Annotated in this window: 13 protein-coding genes; 4 read left to right on the top strand and 9 right to left on the bottom strand. The window is 50.9% G+C overall.

The window, feature by feature from the left end; all coding sequences use genetic code 11:
• Window positions 1-225: 225 nt before the first annotated feature.
• The 6 genes from IPP66_04285 to IPP66_04260 form a co-directional block, all read right to left on the bottom strand.
• The gene (locus IPP66_04285) at window positions 226-882 is read right to left on the bottom strand and encodes a hypothetical protein (GenBank protein ID MBK9924490.1); all 657 of its coding nucleotides are present in this window, start codon (window positions 880-882) and stop codon (window positions 226-228) included.
• Between the two features lie 185 nt (window positions 883-1,067).
• Window positions 1,068-1,667, bottom strand: a complete 600-nt coding sequence (locus IPP66_04280; GenBank protein MBK9924489.1) for a hypothetical protein — start codon at window positions 1,665-1,667, stop codon at window positions 1,068-1,070.
• A 245-nt stretch (window positions 1,668-1,912) separates the two neighbouring features.
• Window positions 1,913-2,503, bottom strand: coding sequence for a hypothetical protein (locus tag IPP66_04275; protein MBK9924488.1), 591 nt, complete (start codon window positions 2,501-2,503; stop codon window positions 1,913-1,915).
• A gap of 19 nt (window positions 2,504-2,522) precedes the next feature.
• Window positions 2,523-4,178, bottom strand: a complete 1,656-nt coding sequence (locus IPP66_04270) for a hypothetical protein (GenBank protein ID MBK9924487.1) — start codon at window positions 4,176-4,178, stop codon at window positions 2,523-2,525.
• Entirely contained in the window at window positions 4,178-5,062 is an 885-nt protein-coding gene (locus IPP66_04265) for an ABC transporter ATP-binding protein (GenBank protein ID MBK9924486.1), read from the bottom strand. Before IPP66_04265 ends, IPP66_04270 begins: the two co-directional genes overlap by 1 nt.
• Window positions 5,063-5,260: 198 nt before the next feature.
• Window positions 5,261-7,627 carry a hypothetical protein gene (locus IPP66_04260; GenBank protein ID MBK9924485.1) on the bottom strand — a complete coding sequence of 789 codons (2,367 nt, stop codon included), beginning with the start codon at window positions 7,625-7,627 and terminating at the stop codon, window positions 5,261-5,263.
• Between the two features lie 162 nt (window positions 7,628-7,789).
• Here IPP66_04260 and IPP66_04255 point away from each other — a divergent pair, with 162 nt between their 5' ends.
• From IPP66_04255 to IPP66_04240, 4 genes are all read left to right on the top strand, one after another.
• Window positions 7,790-8,239 carry a dehydratase gene (locus IPP66_04255; GenBank protein ID MBK9924484.1) on the top strand — a complete coding sequence of 150 codons (450 nt, stop codon included), beginning with the start codon at window positions 7,790-7,792 and terminating at the stop codon, window positions 8,237-8,239.
• Between the two features lie 91 nt (window positions 8,240-8,330).
• Window positions 8,331-11,459 carry a transglycosylase domain-containing protein gene (locus IPP66_04250; protein ID MBK9924483.1) on the top strand — a complete coding sequence of 1,043 codons (3,129 nt, stop codon included), beginning with the start codon at window positions 8,331-8,333 and terminating at the stop codon, window positions 11,457-11,459.
• Window positions 11,456-11,653 carry a YwbE family protein gene (locus IPP66_04245; GenBank protein ID MBK9924482.1) on the top strand — a complete coding sequence of 66 codons (198 nt, stop codon included), beginning with the start codon at window positions 11,456-11,458 and terminating at the stop codon, window positions 11,651-11,653. Before IPP66_04250 ends, IPP66_04245 begins: the two co-directional genes overlap by 4 nt.
• Window positions 11,654-11,690: 37 nt before the next feature.
• On the top strand, window positions 11,691-12,752 hold the full coding sequence (locus IPP66_04240; GenBank protein MBK9924481.1) for a hypothetical protein: 1,062 nt from the start codon (window positions 11,691-11,693) through the stop codon (window positions 12,750-12,752).
• 75 nt (window positions 12,753-12,827) lie between these two features.
• On the opposite strand, the gene IPP66_04235 is transcribed toward IPP66_04240, so the two are convergent.
• Genes IPP66_04235 through recG form a run of 3 tightly spaced genes read right to left on the bottom strand, consistent with a single transcriptional unit; the run spans window position 12,828 to window position 16,459 of the window.
• Window positions 12,828-13,307: an ATPase gene (locus tag IPP66_04235; protein ID MBK9924480.1), complete on the bottom strand. Its 480-nt coding sequence runs from the start codon at window positions 13,305-13,307 to the stop codon at window positions 12,828-12,830.
• A 49-nt stretch (window positions 13,308-13,356) separates the two neighbouring features.
• Window positions 13,357-13,875, bottom strand: coding sequence for a pantetheine-phosphate adenylyltransferase (gene coaD / locus IPP66_04230; protein ID MBK9924479.1), 519 nt, complete (start codon window positions 13,873-13,875; stop codon window positions 13,357-13,359).
• A 52-nt stretch (window positions 13,876-13,927) separates the two neighbouring features.
• Complete coding sequence (gene recG, locus IPP66_04225) at window positions 13,928-16,459, bottom strand: ATP-dependent DNA helicase RecG (protein ID MBK9924478.1); 2,532 nt, start codon at window positions 16,457-16,459, stop codon at window positions 13,928-13,930.
• Window positions 16,460-16,581 lie beyond the last annotated feature (122 nt).

Raw genomic sequence — 16,581 nt, 5'->3', positions numbered from 1 at the left:
ATCTCTAAGTCTGCTTGAATTTATTGCGTGATGAACGGGCCGATGGATTGCGTTACCCGCGCTGGGGCAGGGACGGCGAAGCCGTCCAGCCAGAAAAATGCTTGACTGCGAAGCGTGCCGTAGATCGGGCGAGCGAGCATCCAGTGAGCATCGCCCAGTCAAAGCGCATTGGCGTTTGACATCCCCAGCGTCAGGTGCACGCTGTGTTGGGCAATTCACAACAAATCATGGTGTACATCCACCAACATATACTGGATATTCGCTGCCATCACTCTCGTCAGGGCCGTTTGTACAGCTTGGTGGAAAACTGTTCATCCAAGTGAATGATGGGTTTTTCGATTCGACAGTGATTAAACTCGTATTTCGGTCAATATAGATTTCAGGATCGTCATCATCGCCTTTCCAGCCAATATATCTACATTGCCCGGCAAAACCGAATTTATCGGCTACACAAAAAGCATAATTACTCGCACGATCATCATAATACTTTACAAGATAATAAACCTGATCGTTTTGCTGGACATGTCCGACTATTCTGAGAGTTGATAACCACATGCCACTTAGAGCTATCACGAAGCAGACCAATGCAACGATAAGACCGATTATCGTGATTGTGATTTGTGACCACAATCTTTTGGGTAAATGAGCAAACCACAGAGCAACAATAATTATGCTCACTGGGAAGAGGATCAGCGTAGGTATGATAACGTAACTATAGAATTCGACCAACCAAAAGTAAACTGTATAACCTTTACCTGGCGGGAGGAGACTCCACCAGCCAATTAAAAAATTACCAACACCTAACAACCCAGCCAATAGTATCCAAGTTGACCACCTGCGCCTGCTTATTTCAGGATTTGGAATCGATATAATTGCATTCATTCTAATGTTTCCCGTTAAAGACTCTTACCCAACGGATTGCGTTACCCGCGCTGGGACAGGGACGGCGAAGCCGTCCAACCAGAAAAATGATAAAGTGTGTGAAACTGCTTGAGATTTGCGCAGAATCCCTAGCGTTAGGTGCACGCTTTGTTAGGCTGCGTTTTGCACTATAGCTTTTTGATGAGTTAGCGAAAATTTCTGCTGGCTGAGGTTGACCCAGCAATTGAAGATGCAATTAATCCAATTATGCCATTAAGCACACTTGGCATAAAAAAGGCGGAGAATATTTCTTTGCCCATATTCGCATTTGCATCAGGAAACGTACCTAATGTTTGAAACATACCAAAAATCATTGACGGAAGTATTCCACCAAATACTTGACCTAATAAAGCAAATACCCCTGCTATTCCGCCAGATATTGCGCCCAAACGAGACGCATTATCTATTGTTCCAGTGTTTGCGTAACGGGCGGTTAGAAGACCAGATATAACACCCATACCAATTGAGATAAACAAACCACCACAAAAACTTCCGCCGAATGTAAAAAAACTAATGATAAAAAAACCAATTGCTCCAACAATTAAACCAATGTTAATATGGGCATTACTGTTTTTTTCTATCGCCTTCGAAACCTGCCCATCGCCTATCTTGATATTAGAAACTTCCGTTGCTGTTTCTTCGTGTTTTCTTGATACACCAATGAGATTGGTTTGGCACTTAACGCAATTTAGACGACTTCCTGAATTTATCTCATTACATTGCGGACATTTTACGGTATAGCCCATGATTAATACCTTTGACGTTATTGTCTTTCTCAATATACTATTGTGCCAGCAGCCTAATGGGTTGCGCTACCCGCGCTGGGGCGGGGACAGCGAAGCAGAAAAAGGCTAAGGCGTAGGAAACTGCTTGACTGCGAAGCGTGTCGCAGAATCCCCACACGTCCGCTGTGTTGGGCACTATTTGCCTTGACGCAATCGATATTAAAACCAACGATAACACAACATCAAAGCCACCAACCTGCCATTATCTAGCGAATGGATTGCAGGAACTGTTCAACCATCGTTTGATCCCACGTATCCTGGCCTGCCACCAGTACGAGCAGAACATCGCCGCTTTTACCAGTGAACATGCATACTCCCTGGCGTATCGGGCGGCCATTTTCATCCGTCCCTTCCATGATACGGAGCGTCGTGGGCAGACCACGCACCGTCACTGCCTGCGTGCTGACTGTGTGGGTATCGTAATGATGTTCGGAAATCTCACGGGACCACTTTTCCTCCACCCCGGTCTGATATTCTGTTGCAAGAATACCGTCAGGCACTTGAGTAATGAGGATAAAATCCGCTGGTTGTTCAAGATTCGCGATCATCACCGTATCAGCGCTGCTTCCCATATCCAGAAACTTGAGTTCTTGATAGGCGGGTGGAAGATCGTAATCTATCATTTGGTGCGCCACTTGTGCGGCCAGCTTCGGATCGGTTTTCCACAACCGAGCGCGCAACGCATCCGCCACAGGTCTACCAAAGATAAACAGCGCAACACTGGCTATTAAGCATATCCCCACCAACGCGCCAAGCAGAATGAATACTCGCTTCCACGATATTTTGCCTTGCTTCATGATCAGCTCCTTTATTGCTTCACAGCTTGATTTGGCGTTGGCGACCTATTACCGTTGCACCGATCAATAGGAAAGTCAGTCCAGCAAAAACCCAGGGCATGCCCCAACTCAACGCAACCGGAACACGCCCCATGAAGTCCAGGTAAGGTATGCTATAGATTGAGGAAAGATACCAGAAAAAAAGGTACAGGCCTTCAAACAATTTACTGCCGCCGCTCCAACAGCCCATTGCCAGCGCCAGTGTCGGCACAAATAACGCACCGATGCATACTGCCAGCAGATTAACCCACAGTCCTGCTAAAACTAATTGTACGATGACGCCACCCGCCATCACCAACGCAATGCTGATGCCCACCAGCCACGTAACGGGCAAGTGCCGTCGAAGTGGGTAAGGCGCGGAAAATACGATCTGTTCAACACGGTAACGTGCCTCGTGCGAGCCAATGTTTGACCATATGGTCAACGGCCATATCCACGCCAATGGCAGAAATAAGGATAGGGCAACTTCTGCCGGCCCAAGTCGCGTATCTCCAATGGTAAGGCTGGGTGCAAATAATGGTGCGCCGATCAAGAGAATGGCGATCAGGTACCAGAACCGATTCAAGCCTTTCAGGGTTAACCGCAATTCGGCCAGGAACAGTTGAGAATATTGGCGCAGCCAACCCGGATTTGAGTGTAATTCGCTCGAAAGCGGCGTCAGGTGAACGTGTTCGGTGATGGTCGGCATGATGGTTTCCTCTTGCGCAGATCCATCTTCTTTCACGGTGATGAACGACCAGATCATTTGTTTGATTTGAACCAACCAATTTCCAAACAAGTTTTGGTCAGCTTTGGCGGGGTCAAAGCGATGAAATAATCCCGCGGCAAGCACGACGATGACTGCGCCAACCAATATGAGTGCCAGCCGCCCCAACACAATTTCAGCCGTCCACGCAACCCCTTCATAATGAAAAGTAGGTAAGTCCTGAAGGGGTGGTAACCCGCCGTCAATTTGGCGATTGGGAATGCAACCGGCAAATTGTGCTGAACAGGCGCTAAAGATGCTTGGATAGATGATGGTGTTCCCGGGCAAATCAAATAGCAAATATACCATTGGATAGGCCAGAAAAAAGAAAAGCACACTGCCCAGTCCGCCGCGCAGGAAGTTGATACTGTCGAATAAAATGGCTACGGCAGCAATTATGCTGAGCGCGGGCAATAAAACAATCAAGAAAGGCGCGCTAAGCAACCAAACATTGAGCGAAAGATCTTCGCCACGCATCCATTGCAGGATGGCCGCTGAAAAAATAATGATGGCTACCATTGCGGTAATAACAGCCACGTTGCTAAGCCACTTGCCAAGCATATAGACGGATCGGATGATCGGTGTGGTGGCGATGATTTGGCCGACACCCGTTTTACGGTCACGCTCGATCGTTCCTTTGAGCAGGTAAAAAGCAAAGATCAGGAAAAATTCCCCCAACAATAGGGTGGTCATACTGCCGATCCAGGCAGAGTTGTAGACTGATCGATAGCCGCCCAGTTGCAAACCAACAATTTGGAACGAATCCAGCGCTGGAATAAAGAGATAGGTGATGAAAACCGTAAAGAGCAACATCAGCAGAAAGTCGTATCTGCGTATCCGCTCGAGAAAATCGGCCAACATCAAGTGATAGACAATGCGAAGTTGTTTCATTACGCCCCCTGGCTTGTTAGTGCGGCATTAACCTGATAGAGGTAGGCATCTTCCAATGTGGCTGGTGCAAGCAAGGCTTGTTGATCTGGCATATGCTCGGCAATCACGCGCACATGGACACCGTCGCTGCGTCGGGCTGTACTGCTAATCACATGATTCTGGCGGATGGTAGCTAAGTCCTGGCTGGAGACGATCCATGTCCAGACTTTGCCTTCCACAGTCTGCAAAATCCGTTCGGGCAAATCGTGGATGACAAGTTTTCCTTTATTGACGATTGCAATCGAGGTTGCGATGGCTTCTATGTCTGATACGATGTGAGTCGAGAGAATCACAATTCGATCCCCGGAGAGTTCTGCCAGCAAAGCGCGGAAGCGCATCCGTTCTTCGGGGTCAAGTCCCGCTGTTGGCTCATCCACGATGAGCAGTTGCGGATCGTTGAGTAACGCCTGGGCAATGCCGACACGTTGTTTCATCCCACCTGAATACCCACCCAACGGACGTTTGGCCATGTCAGCCAGGTTAACCAGTTGGATAAGCTCGTCAATGCGACGCCGCATCACCCGTTCGTCCAGACCTTTAATGGCGGCCATATACGTTAAGAATTCGATAGCATTCAGGTTGGGATAGACGCCGAAATCCTGTGGCAGATAACCGAGTACCTGGCGAAGTTCATTTGGCTGTCGGGCAATATCCACACCGTTCCAGATGACCTTGCCTTCCGTCACATCTGTAATGGTAGCTAGAATGCGCATCAAGGTTGATTTGCCCGCGCCGTTTGGCCCTAAAAGTCCCAACACACCCGAGCCAAGCTTAAGCGAAAATTGGCGCAATCCCCAAAAATCGCGCCGATATTGTTTCCCCACGTTCTCGATAAGAATTTCCATAAAACATCATCCCTTCTTGTTGTGTTTGGATGGTTAGATTAACCACTTGTTTGTTAGGAAGCCTAACTAGTGAATATACGGAACACTTCCTCATAATAAGCTATGAACGGAACTGTTCCGCGTAATTCCCCAAAACCGTTTCGGGCTTTATGCGGCTTCAGTTAAAATCAGATGAACGACTTATAAACCCCTCGCCCTTTACAACTCCACCATCGTGGACTCTATCCCCGTCACCGTCACCGACTTGCCGTTCGCGAATACGACTTCTGTTTTGTTTGTCCCCCGTATCACCTTCAAGCCTCTATATTGGATCGTCACATCCCACGGGAAAGGGTTCGTGCCTTCGAGTTTCACGCGTGTGGAGGAAAGGATCTCAACACCCAGTACTTTCAAGAACAAGCCAACGGGCGCGAGTCCGCTCAGGGCGTTGCGTTCGCCGATGCCTGTCCCTTTTTCGGCGTGGTAGCGCGCATAAAAGGCGCGGTTCTGTTTCAAGTTTTGGATGATGCCCGTCATGATGTGTGCCACCAAGCGCGCCGCATCGGAACGGAATCCGTATTTCAGCAGGCCCTCGCCGATCAATAAGTTCCAAGGCAAGTGAACAGCTTGCGAAACTGATTCAGCCTCAGGCTGAGTGAGAGACGGACAGGCGGGAATCCCAAATGGACGGTGGAAGCGTTTCGCGTCTAACAGTGCACGTCCGATCATGATCTGCGCATGTCCCTCATCGGGCACGCCCGCCCACAGCGGCATGAAAAGCGTATGGTCTTCGGTCGTGAAATCGAGCGTGCTGATCGTCACGGTATCTTCGTCGCCCAAGTCTTTCACCACGATCTTTGCGATCTTTGAATATACATTTTTGGTGGTGTACACCGAGCCGTTGTTGCGCCATTGATAATCACTGCTGGATATGACTTCGTCTGCGGCTTTTGTGGCGAACTGATGGATCTTGATCTCGGGTCGCGTCGCGGCTGGACTTTGGGTCTGCACCTCGATCAACAAGCGGATCGGCGCCTCGAACTTTAACTTCGGCGTGATCGTGCCTGAACCTGTTTGCTTGACCAACACTTTGCCAGCCAAACTCGAACCTGTTTCGCGGTCACGATAATGATACAACCCGGTCCGCGCCTGCCACGTGGACTCGATGGACTTGCGCAAGATCGAAGCATGTTCATGGAGCAACGCCAGGATGTCGTTCTGTTCAATGGCTTCTGCCATTTTGATGAGACAAGCCGCTTCGTTGTATAACATCGCTTCGAGCGCCGGGCTATGGACTTGTGAAATATTCACGCCCAATGACCATTCGTGCCATGCATCGAACAGTGGGTTATCGTCGAAACCTGTTTGTAGAATGTGTCGCCATTGCGGCAGGCCGTCGCGGTCTTCATCCTGTTCAACGAGGAACCACGATTGGAAGAATTTCAATAAATACGGAAAGACTTCCTTGATGAAGGCAGTGTTTTCTTTTGTTTCGTGAATTTTCCAGGCCAGGCTGGCAAGCATGGGTGCGGCAAGGTAACGTCCGCGTTGACCGGCCAAGCCGGGTTTACCGTCTATCGTCCCATCTGGTTTTTGGAGCATGAGAAAATTCTTGAGTAGGTCTTGCGCGGTTTGCGAAGCGGGCAGAACACTCGCGAGATAATGCGCCTCAAGCGGAGTTTGTCCGTTCCATGAGGATGGATAATCTGTGCCATCGCCTTTGGGTGAGTATCCATTATCGGGTTGGCACGCAGAAACGAAGGATGGATTCGGTAAATGTTGATTCGGCGGGAATAACAATCCGTATCCCGCGCATTGACTCAAAGCGAAGGCCGCGTCCCAATCTTTATCGCCGGTGTGGATGTCCATGCACTGGCTGGTGTTGAGTAATTCAAGCCTTGCGCGTTCCGCTTCCCACGGGCGGGCCGCTACCTGACGCGCAAGATCGAATGAGGTTTGTAATGTGTCGGTCGCGGCTTGCGTCCATGTGAGTTGACGCGTCGCGCCGGGACCAAGCTCGAGGTCCAGAAAGAGCGATGGATGAGGGCCGGTACCATGTGCGGGGCCGCCGGTCATAAAGAGAACGGGGAAAAGTCCGCCTGTGTGCCCTGCCAGAATGTTGACCATCTGTATTTGTTTGGACGTCATGCTTTGGCCGTCAATGGGAGCGAGCAGGGCGCACACTTCCATGCGGATTTTGCGCGTGGCGTTGGATTTGTTCGTGAGGGTCACGCGTCCGCTGACCGCATTGGATTGTGGAACCCAGTATTCTGTGGAAGCGTCTATGTTGGGTAGTGGCGAGTAGTCAACGACGAAGAGATTTGGGTAAAAACGGCGTATCTTGGGGGGCAGTGCAAAATCAGACGGGTTGTTGACCGATTTGCCGTTTTCGCTGAAGCGCGGAAAAATGCGCATTGCCTTGGCGCGCAGGCCGAAGGTAGTGCGAAGCGAGAGGGCAGAAGGCTCTCCGCCGCCGAGGGTCAGTTCCCAAATATGATCGTTGAGGTAATCAGGAATGGAAAGGCGTGAATCGGCCGCCAGAGTGAGATAAAGCGGGTCGCCGGTGGCGAGGGACCAGTCACGCATGGCCCGTATTGTACGAGCATAACGGCTGGAGGTCAAAGGGTATAATTTAGTTTGTCTTCTTGTCAAATAGTCCACTAGTCTGCTAGTCAAGACCAGATGGCAAAGTGACAAGAAGACGAGATGACCAGTAGACAAGAAGACTACAAGACGAGGAGACTCACCATGGGCTTTTACTTTGAAGAATTTACTGTTGGGCAGAAAACCGTCACTGAAAAGCGGACGATCACCGAAGCCGATATTATGGATTTTGCCAGACTCTCCGGCGACGATAACCGCATCCACACCGATCCTGAATTCAGCAAGACGACTCCTTTCGGTAAACAGATCGCACACGGATTGTTGGGCTTGTCCATTGCTTCAGGCCTCGCCTGGCAGACCGGCCTCATGGATGGAACCGTCATCGCATTTCGTGAAGTGAAGGAATGGAAGTTTGTGAAGCCGGTGTTCATCGGTGATACGATCTATGTGGAATTGGATACCGTTGAAACCAAAGCCTTGCCACGTATCGGCGGCGGCTCTGTGACAATTGTCCTCGAAGTGAAGAACCAAAACAATGAAGTGTGTCATCGTGGCACATGGGTTGTGCTGATCGCAAGTAAACCGAAAGAATAATAATACGTAGGGCGAGGCCGCGTAGCGTCTCGCTCTGTTTTATGGAAGGTACACAATCGGGCGGGGAAACCCCGCCCCTACAGAAATTATTATGACAAACGAAGAAGAGAATAAACACCGAGTTAGAAGATTGCTGGATTCTGAAGCAGAGACTCACGCCGAGCCTGCCGTTGAACCTGCAAAGAACGATGCGCCGAAAGAAGGCACTACACGCGCCGGTACGCCACGCCGTACACCCACACCTCCGCCGCCTCCCATTGCGCTTGATAAAGACAACATGCCTTTGCCGCGCCGCGTCCACGAAGTGGATATGGGAAGTACGCAGGTCTCGCCAGCGGCCTATGAACCGGCCAGCCGTCCGCGCCTTGCACAGGCAAGGCCTACTTCCGCACCACGGCCCAGCCAACCGCCACCTCCTTCAACACCAATTACGTTCGATTGGAAGAACGGATGGGGAAGTTGTCTTGTGCGCGGTTTTATCTTTTCATTGTTTGCGTTGGTTGTGATTGCTATCCTTGGTGGCTCTGCCCTTTTGATTTCATATTATCGGATCGCGCGCACACTACCGAGTGTCAACGATTTGAAAGATCGCACATCTCAATTTGAGACCACTCGTATTTTGGATCGCAACGGGAATTCACTTTACGAGATCCTCGACCCGAACGCGGGACGTCGCACCTATGTGCCGCTCGATAAAATTTCCCCGGCTCTTGTCGCAGCGACGATTGCTACGGAAGACCAGGACTTTTATACACACCCCGGCTTTGATGCATGGGCGCTCATCCGCGCCTTGTGGGTCAACTATCGCACAGATGGTCAGGGCGGTGGCGCATCTACCATCACACAACAATTAGCGCGTGCGTTGTTGTTATCTCCAGAAGAACGTGCCCAACGGACGTACCTCCGCAAGGCGCGTGAGATCATCCTTGCCACAGAGATCACACGCCGATACTCCAAGGACGAGATCCTTGAGTTGTATCTCAACGAAATTTATTATGGCAATCTAGCCTATGGCATTGAAGCCGCATCAGAAACGTATTTCGGTAAGACAGCCAATCAATTGACCCTTGGAGAAGCTTCGTTCCTTGCGGGGCTTCCGCAATCACCGGCGGTCTACGATATCTATACCAACCGCGAAGTCACCCTCGGACGTCAACAACAAGTCCTCGTGTTGATGTTTTCCCGCAGTCAACAGAAGGGATGTATCGCCGTCAGCAACAGTGAAGTTCCCATTTGTGTGGATCAGGTGGCGGCTGTGGAAGCCGCGAACGAGATCAAGAATCGCACGTTCAATTCACCGAACATCAATTCCCGTTATCCGCATTGGGTTAACTATGTCCGCTCGCAGTTGGAAGCGCAATACGATGCACAGACCATCTATCGCTCGGGCTTTATTATTTACACCACTCTCGACCCGAACCTTCAAGATCAAGCGCAACGGATGGTGACTGACCAGATCGCGTTGATGACTGATAAGAATGCCCACAACGGCGCGCTGGTTGCGATCAAGCCATCTACGGGTGAAATACTGGCGATGGTGGGGTCGCCCGATTTCAACAATGATGCCATCTCTGGCCAGGTCAATATGGCAACCAGCCCTACACGCCAGCCGGGCTCCTCGATCAAACCCATTACCTACCTTGCCGCTTTTGAAAAAGGATGGACACCCGCCACGTGGATATGGGACGTGCCTACCGAGTTTCCTGATGGCGCCAACCCGCCGTATACGCCCAAAAATTATGATGACCGTTTTCACGGCGGCATGACCGTCCGCACGGCGTTATCGAACTCATTCAACATCCCGGCCGTTAAAACCCTGCAATTTGTTGGCGTGTATGATGACCCGAACACGCCGGAAAAAGATGGCATGATCGCCATGGCTGAACGATTGGGCATCACCAGCCTCACGCGCCCCGATTATGGCCTCGCATTGACGCTGGGTGGAGGCGATGTCAGCCTATTGGAAATGTCATCTGCTTTTTCCGTGTTCGCAAACGGAGGCAAGAAAGTCCCGCCTGTTTCGATTTTGAAGATCGTTGATTTTGAAGGCACTGTCGTTTACGAATATAAACCGCTCGAAGGTGAGCAGGTGATTCGGGCTGACCATGCTTTCCTTCTCTCTTCCATCCTTTCTGATAACAATGCGCGTTCGCTGATGTTCGGTCCCAACTCCGCGCTCAATTTGCCATTCCAAGTGGCCGCAAAGACAGGTACCACCAACGACTTCCGCGATAACTGGACAATGGGCTACACTCCCGATCTTGTCACTGGCGTTTGGGTTGGCAATGCCGATTACACACCCATGGTCAATACTACGGGTCTTAGCGGCGCCGCACCGATCTGGTCACAGTTCATGCAATTCGCTGTGCCGTACCTCACCAACAATAATCCAACTCCCTTCTCCATCCCATCTGGCGTTTCTGAAACGATAGTTTGTAATATGGGTGGCGCTGAACCTTCGCAGTGGTGCCGAGGTGGTCAACGCAGTGAATTCTTTGCCAGTGGTCAGCCTCCCTTGCCGCGCAATCAGGACCTTCTCGTTCAAACCACCATTGATACATGGACGGGGTTGATCGCCGGCGATGCTTGTAAAGATTTTGCCAAAGAAGAAAAGGTCTTGAACGTTACTGACGAATGGGCACGCAAATGGTTCAAGACCGGTGCAGGCCGTGATTGGCTTGAGTCCCATGACTTGCCACGTAATCCCTATTACAGACCCGAACGCGAATGTAGTTCAAGCGATCCGCGTCCCATTTTGAAATTCACCAACCTCAACGATACAGATGTCATCACCACATCGCCGTTCGAAGTCAAAGCAGTCATCAACGTTACCGGTGGTGATTTCAGTAACTGGCGTCTTGAATATGGTGTAGGTGATGACCCTTCCGATTGGACAGTGCTTGCAGAGGGCCGCCAAAAATTCGAACAATCAGATACCATTTACAAATGGGATGTGGGCGACGTCAAAGGATCGAAGATCACCCTTCGCATTTATCTCATGAAGGGAGATGATTTCCACGCTGAAAAACGCGTCTCTCTGACCTTCAATCTGCCTCAGCCAACCGAAGCGCCGACCCTCACCCCGACTCTGACTCCCTTTGTCCCAGTCGATACACCGACGAATACACCTGTCCCTGCAACACCGACGGATACAGTAGTACCCCCTCCCACGGATACGGATACACCGGTCCCGCCAACGGACACTCCGGCAACACCATGAACGGACAAACACGCGCAAACATAAAACCCGGTATCACGGTATTGATCGTCCTAAAACAGGATCAACGCACAGGCAAATTGACCCGTGGCATTGTGAAGGATATACTCACCAAATCCCCGAACCATCCGCACGGAATCAAAGTCCGCTTGCAGGATGGGCAGGTGGGACGTGTGAAAGAGATCGTCGATTCTTGAATCTGTAGCAATAGCTTTAGTCATTCGGAGAAACTCATTGTCTCGTAGAACAAAGATATTTAGTTGGCTGATAACGCTAGCGCTGGTGATGGCGTGTGTGCCGACGATGGCAACACCCATCCCTCCTCTAGACCCGAACGCGATCAACACATCCATTGCGTTGACATCTGCCGCCGCGGTCACGCAGACCTTCGTTGCCATCCCTCCTACTCCGACCCTTACATCCACACCTCGAAGTACCTTCACGCCGGAACCCACATCCACGACCGTTCCAATCGTTGTCTTTCCCACATCCACGCCGGCACAACGCCTCCAACTCTTTCGTGTGAAGCACGATACCCAGCTTGAAGAATTTAACTACCAATCACGTACTGCTGCCGAAAGCTGGCCTGTGAGTTCATGGGGATATCAAACTCCGGAAGTTTTCAATATGTTTCTTAAGCCTCAAATGGGGAGCGGCACAAATAGGACAGAATTAGACTCTTCTTGGGAACAGTACTTAAACGCCTTGAATGGTAACGATAAACAAGTACTTCAATATCTAAAAGCGGATTGGACTGCACTGTTTGATGGACAGGGCTTCCCTTACCTTGAAAGTAAAACCATGGGTGGCAATGTCATCTCTGTGGATCAGGTACAAGGCGATTGGGTCAGGGTGCACACCATCGATTTCAAGAACCCCGGATCACTCAAAGACAAAAATTACGTCACCAACCCGGATATCATCCATAAAATGGTTGTTGTGAAATGGGATAAGAAAACAAAGACCACAGTATGGGGATATGCTCCACAAGGACCCATGTATTGGCCGCTTGTATCCGATGAACCCGTTTGGATGCCATTGAAGTGGCTGGAGCCATTTCCTCGGCTGCCAATGACGGTCACGGTCTATACTCCACAGCCGATCCGCGTGGACCCATCACTGGAAGGAAAAGAAACCGGCAAGACCGTGGAACAAAACCAACAGGTACAGATCATTGAGTACAAGCCTTCCGGGTCTAGTGTGTGGGCTAGAATACCGGGAGAGGGTTGGGTTGCTCTATATTCGAAACGTAAATTCCTCACATCATGGAGTATGCAGACTCTTCCGCCACCGTAATGTATGTAAGATAACGGAGAATAAAAAGAGCCTTCCGGTTTTTAGGAAGGCTCTTTTGTTTATCGTGATAATCTTTTATTCTGCTGATTTTGAAACCGGCGTCCGTTTGGATTGTTCTTCTTTCAGCAGGCGGATGCCGTTGGAGACCTGGTTGGTGATCTGTTCAAGTTCTTCTTGAAGCTGTTCGAGGCTGTTCATTGCATAGTCGTCAGCGTCAGCTCGGATATTTTCGGCTTCGTTCCGCGCCTGTGCAAGGATCTGCTCCGCGCGGCGCGCGGCTTCCTGCGCGACTATATCTTTTGTCACCAGTTGATCGGCTTTTTGGCGGGCCAGGTCGAGGGTGCGATTTGCCTCCTCTTGCGCCTGGGCAAGCACACGGTCGCGTTGACCGAGCAATTGCTGAGCCTTCTTCACTTCTTCAGGGATGGCGATGCGCATCTGGTCAATGATGTCGAGCATGCGGTCTTCATCCACCATCACATTGCGAGTGAGGGGGATGGTCTTGCTCTCATTGAAGAGCTCTTCGAGGCGGTCTATGAGTTGAAGAATGTCCATAAAGGTCTCCTTCATGTGAAGGAATGATTAACGGCAATTCTAGCACAGATTAATCGCGAAGAGAGTTGGGAACGGATTGCTGTTCGCCCTGTTCTGCGATCTTCTTCTTGAATGCCAGTTCCACGAATGGCGGCACCATACTGGAGACATCTCCGTTCAACATGGCGATCTCGCGGACTGTGGTGGAGGAAAGGAAGGTATGCTCCTCGGCGGTGATAAGCGCTACGACCTCAATATCATCGGCGAGACGATGATTCGCCAGTGCCATGCGGAATTCGAATTCGAAATCAGAGAATACGCGCAAGCCGCGTACGATAACTTTGGCGTCAACCTTGCGAGCAAAGTCAACGGTCAGGCCGCTGTAGCCGGTAACTTTGATCTTCGGATTATCCTTGAATGCTTCCTTGACTAACGTGATGCGTTCCTCGGGAGGAAACATCAATGACTTTAACGGCTTATCGTACACGGCCATCACCACTTCGTCGAATACACGTGTGGCGCGGGTGGCAATGTCAATATGACCGTAGTGGATGGGGTCGAATGTCCCCGGGAATAGTGCTCGAACCATTTAAACTCCATTTGCTGTAGTAGGGGCTGGTTTCAGACCTGCCCCTACGGATTTACGAAACATCGCCTTTGCCTTCACCCCAGAATCTTCCAAGGGCTTCGGCGAGCAAGGCATGTTCGGGTTGGGATAGGTCAGGATCTTTCTCGAATACTGTTTGTGCCTGTGCGCGTGCTTTTTCGATGAGTTTTACATCGGTGATGCTTGCCATGCGTAGGCTGGACGCATAACCTGATTGACGTGTGCCTAGAAATTCACCAGGGCCGCGCTGTTGCAGGTCACGTTCGGCGAGGACGAAGCCATCATTGGACTCTGCCATGGCTTGCAAACGTTCGTTCTCGGCCTTGTCTTCGTGGGTGGGGATCAGCAGACAATAGGATTGATCTGCGCCGCGCCCGACACGCCCACGTAATTGATGTAACTGTGCGAGACCGAATCGGTCTGCGCCTTCGATGAGCATGACGGTTGCGTTGGGAACATCCACACCCACTTCGACGACGGTTGTTGAAACAAGGATATTGAATTGCTTATCGCGGAACTTGAACATGACGTCATCTTTTTCGTCGGGGCGCATACGGCCGTGTAACAAGCCAAGTTTTAAATTGGGGAAGACTTCCTTCGAGAGAGTCTCGTAGTCGTCCACTGCGGCACGGGCTTCGATCTTTTCGCTTTCCTCGATCAACGGATAAATGATGAAAGCCTGCTTGCCATCTGCGATCTGGCCGCGCAATAATGTGAAGGCGCGCTCACGTTCTTGTGGGCGAAGCACGAAAGTGTTGATAGGGATGCGTCCCGCGGGCATCTCGTCCATGATGGAGAGATCGAGGTCGCCGTATAGGGTGAGGGCGAGGGAACGTGGGATCGGAGTGGCGGTCATCACCAGCAGGTGCGGATTCGTACCTTTGCTTCGTAACTCTGCGCGTTGTTCCACACCAAAGCGATGCTGTTCGTCGATGACAGCGAATTGTAAATCAGTGAATTGGACGTTCGGTTCGATGACCGCATGTGTACCGATCACGATCTTGATCGAGTTGTTCGCGAGACCGTTGCGGATCTCTTCTTTTTCTGCTTCAGATGTGTCGCCAACCAGTAAACGGATCTCTTCGGGTTTGAGAACATCTTTGAGAAGGTTCGTGAAGTTGCGATAATGTTGTTCCGCCAAAATGGATGTAGGTGCCATGATCGCGGCTTGCGCATTGTTCACTGTGATCATCGCGGCGGCCATCGCGGCAACGACGGTTTTACCAGAACCTACGTCGCCTTGTAAGAGTCGGTTCATGGGCTTACCGGAGTCGAAGTCGGCGCGAATATCGGTGATGGCTTTTTGCTGGACGGATGTCAGGGTGAAGGGAAGGCTCTTCGTAAGCGAATCCAGCTTCTCGTCTGAGATGGTGAAGCGCTTGGCTTCCACGGCTTTCCAGTCACGTCTCTGGCGGAGAACTCCTGTTTGCAGGTAGAAGATCTCGTCGAAGGCAAGTCGTTCACGCGCGGCTTTGAGTTTATCCTGCGAGTCAGGGAAGTGAACTTGTAGCAGTGCTTCGCCCAACGGCATGAGACGCGCCGAGTTGCGGACACTTTCTGGCAGTGCATCGACAACGGCTGGTGCCCAATAGGTGATGACTTGCTTCATTTGGTTGCGAAGCCATTTTTGTGTGATGCGTTCGGTGAGCGGGTAAACAGGTACGATGCGATTTGTGTGTAGACTTTCCACTTCCACCGATTCCCAATCGGGGCTGTTCATGATGAGACGGCCAAGGTATTGATCGATCTTGCCCGAAACGGAAATGGCATCGCCCTGTTTGAAACGGTTGGCGAGCCAGGGTTGATTGAAGTAACTCAACCGCAAGGCACCCGTGCCATCACTGATGACGCATTCGATGATGGATGATTTGCCGCCACGGATGGGGCGTGAATGCACGCTTTGGATCGTTCCGATAACGGTGACCTGTTCGCCATAGAAAAGGTCTTTGATGGGTTTGAGTTGTGAGTAATCGTCGTAGCGGCGCGGGAAGTAATAGAGCATATCGCCGAGCGTTTGCATGCCCAGCTTTTCAAGTGATTCAGCATTGCGCGGCCCCACGCCTTGAAGCACTGTCAATTTTGCATTGAGCGCGGCGGGGTTGGCCGAGCTCTTTGCACCTGCCACGGTTTCAGAACGTGGTGTAACGGGTGGACGTGGTTTAAACTCACGTTGTTCGCGCGGTTCGCGTTGTTCACGTTGCTCACGGGGTTCTCGAGGTTGTACTTCCTGTTTGGCAGGCACTTCGGGTTGCGGTTGTTGGGCTTGTGGTGGCGGGGTTGGACGCGGTTGCTGTTGGGGCTTTTGCTGGGCTTCGGGATATGCGTCCCCGATGCGCTTCCACAACCCTTTTAACGCGTCAGCCCGAGACTGGGGGCTGAGTCCGTCATATGAGCGGAGTCTCTGCACGACAGCTTGGATGACTTCTTCTTGGATCCCATCGGCACGGGCTTCGCCTTCCCAATAATCGAGCATTTTGGCGAGTCCGCCGATGATGGCGGTGTTTTCGTATCCGTTCCCGTGTTCGAGACGGAAGAATTTGCGTAGTTTTTCCAATGATTGTTGCATGAGAGTATTTTATCATGCGGGAGGAATATGGGATTGTTTATGGCTGGAACTGCATTGAATCATAAGTGTTTCATTAGATAGATATAAAGGATTGTTGACTTGGGTCATTTGAAGTCGTAGAA

The organism is Candidatus Defluviilinea proxima, assembly GCA_016721115.1.
Lineage (GTDB): Bacteria > Chloroflexota > Anaerolineae > Anaerolineales > Villigracilaceae > Defluviilinea > Defluviilinea proxima.
This window is presented reverse-complemented; position numbering and strand designations above follow the sequence as displayed.

What these genes read in the sequence shown, in the direction of transcription:
- IPP66_04285 (MBK9924490.1), bottom strand. Translation starts at nt 882, where the DNA reads ATGAATGCAATTATATCGATTCCAAATCCTGAAATAAGCAGGCGCAGG.
- IPP66_04280 (MBK9924489.1), bottom strand. Translation starts at nt 1,667, where the DNA reads ATGGGCTATACCGTAAAATGTCCGCAATGTAATGAGATAAATTCAGGA.
- IPP66_04275 (MBK9924488.1), bottom strand. Translation starts at nt 2,503, where the DNA reads ATGAAGCAAGGCAAAATATCGTGGAAGCGAGTATTCATTCTGCTTGGC.
- IPP66_04270 (MBK9924487.1), bottom strand. Translation starts at nt 4,178, where the DNA reads ATGAAACAACTTCGCATTGTCTATCACTTGATGTTGGCCGATTTTCTC.
- IPP66_04265 (MBK9924486.1), bottom strand. Translation starts at nt 5,062, where the DNA reads ATGGAAATTCTTATCGAGAACGTGGGGAAACAATATCGGCGCGATTTT.
- IPP66_04260 (MBK9924485.1), bottom strand. Translation starts at nt 7,627, where the DNA reads ATGCGTGACTGGTCCCTCGCCACCGGCGACCCGCTTTATCTCACTCTG.
- IPP66_04255 (MBK9924484.1), top strand. Translation starts at nt 7,790, where the DNA reads ATGGGCTTTTACTTTGAAGAATTTACTGTTGGGCAGAAAACCGTCACT.
- IPP66_04250 (MBK9924483.1), top strand. Translation starts at nt 8,331, where the DNA reads ATGACAAACGAAGAAGAGAATAAACACCGAGTTAGAAGATTGCTGGAT.
- IPP66_04245 (MBK9924482.1), top strand. Translation starts at nt 11,456, where the DNA reads ATGAACGGACAAACACGCGCAAACATAAAACCCGGTATCACGGTATTG.
- IPP66_04235 (MBK9924480.1), bottom strand. Translation starts at nt 13,307, where the DNA reads ATGGACATTCTTCAACTCATAGACCGCCTCGAAGAGCTCTTCAATGAG.
- coaD (MBK9924479.1), bottom strand. Translation starts at nt 13,875, where the DNA reads ATGGTTCGAGCACTATTCCCGGGGACATTCGACCCCATCCACTACGGT.
- recG (MBK9924478.1), bottom strand. Translation starts at nt 16,459, where the DNA reads ATGCAACAATCATTGGAAAAACTACGCAAATTCTTCCGTCTCGAACAC.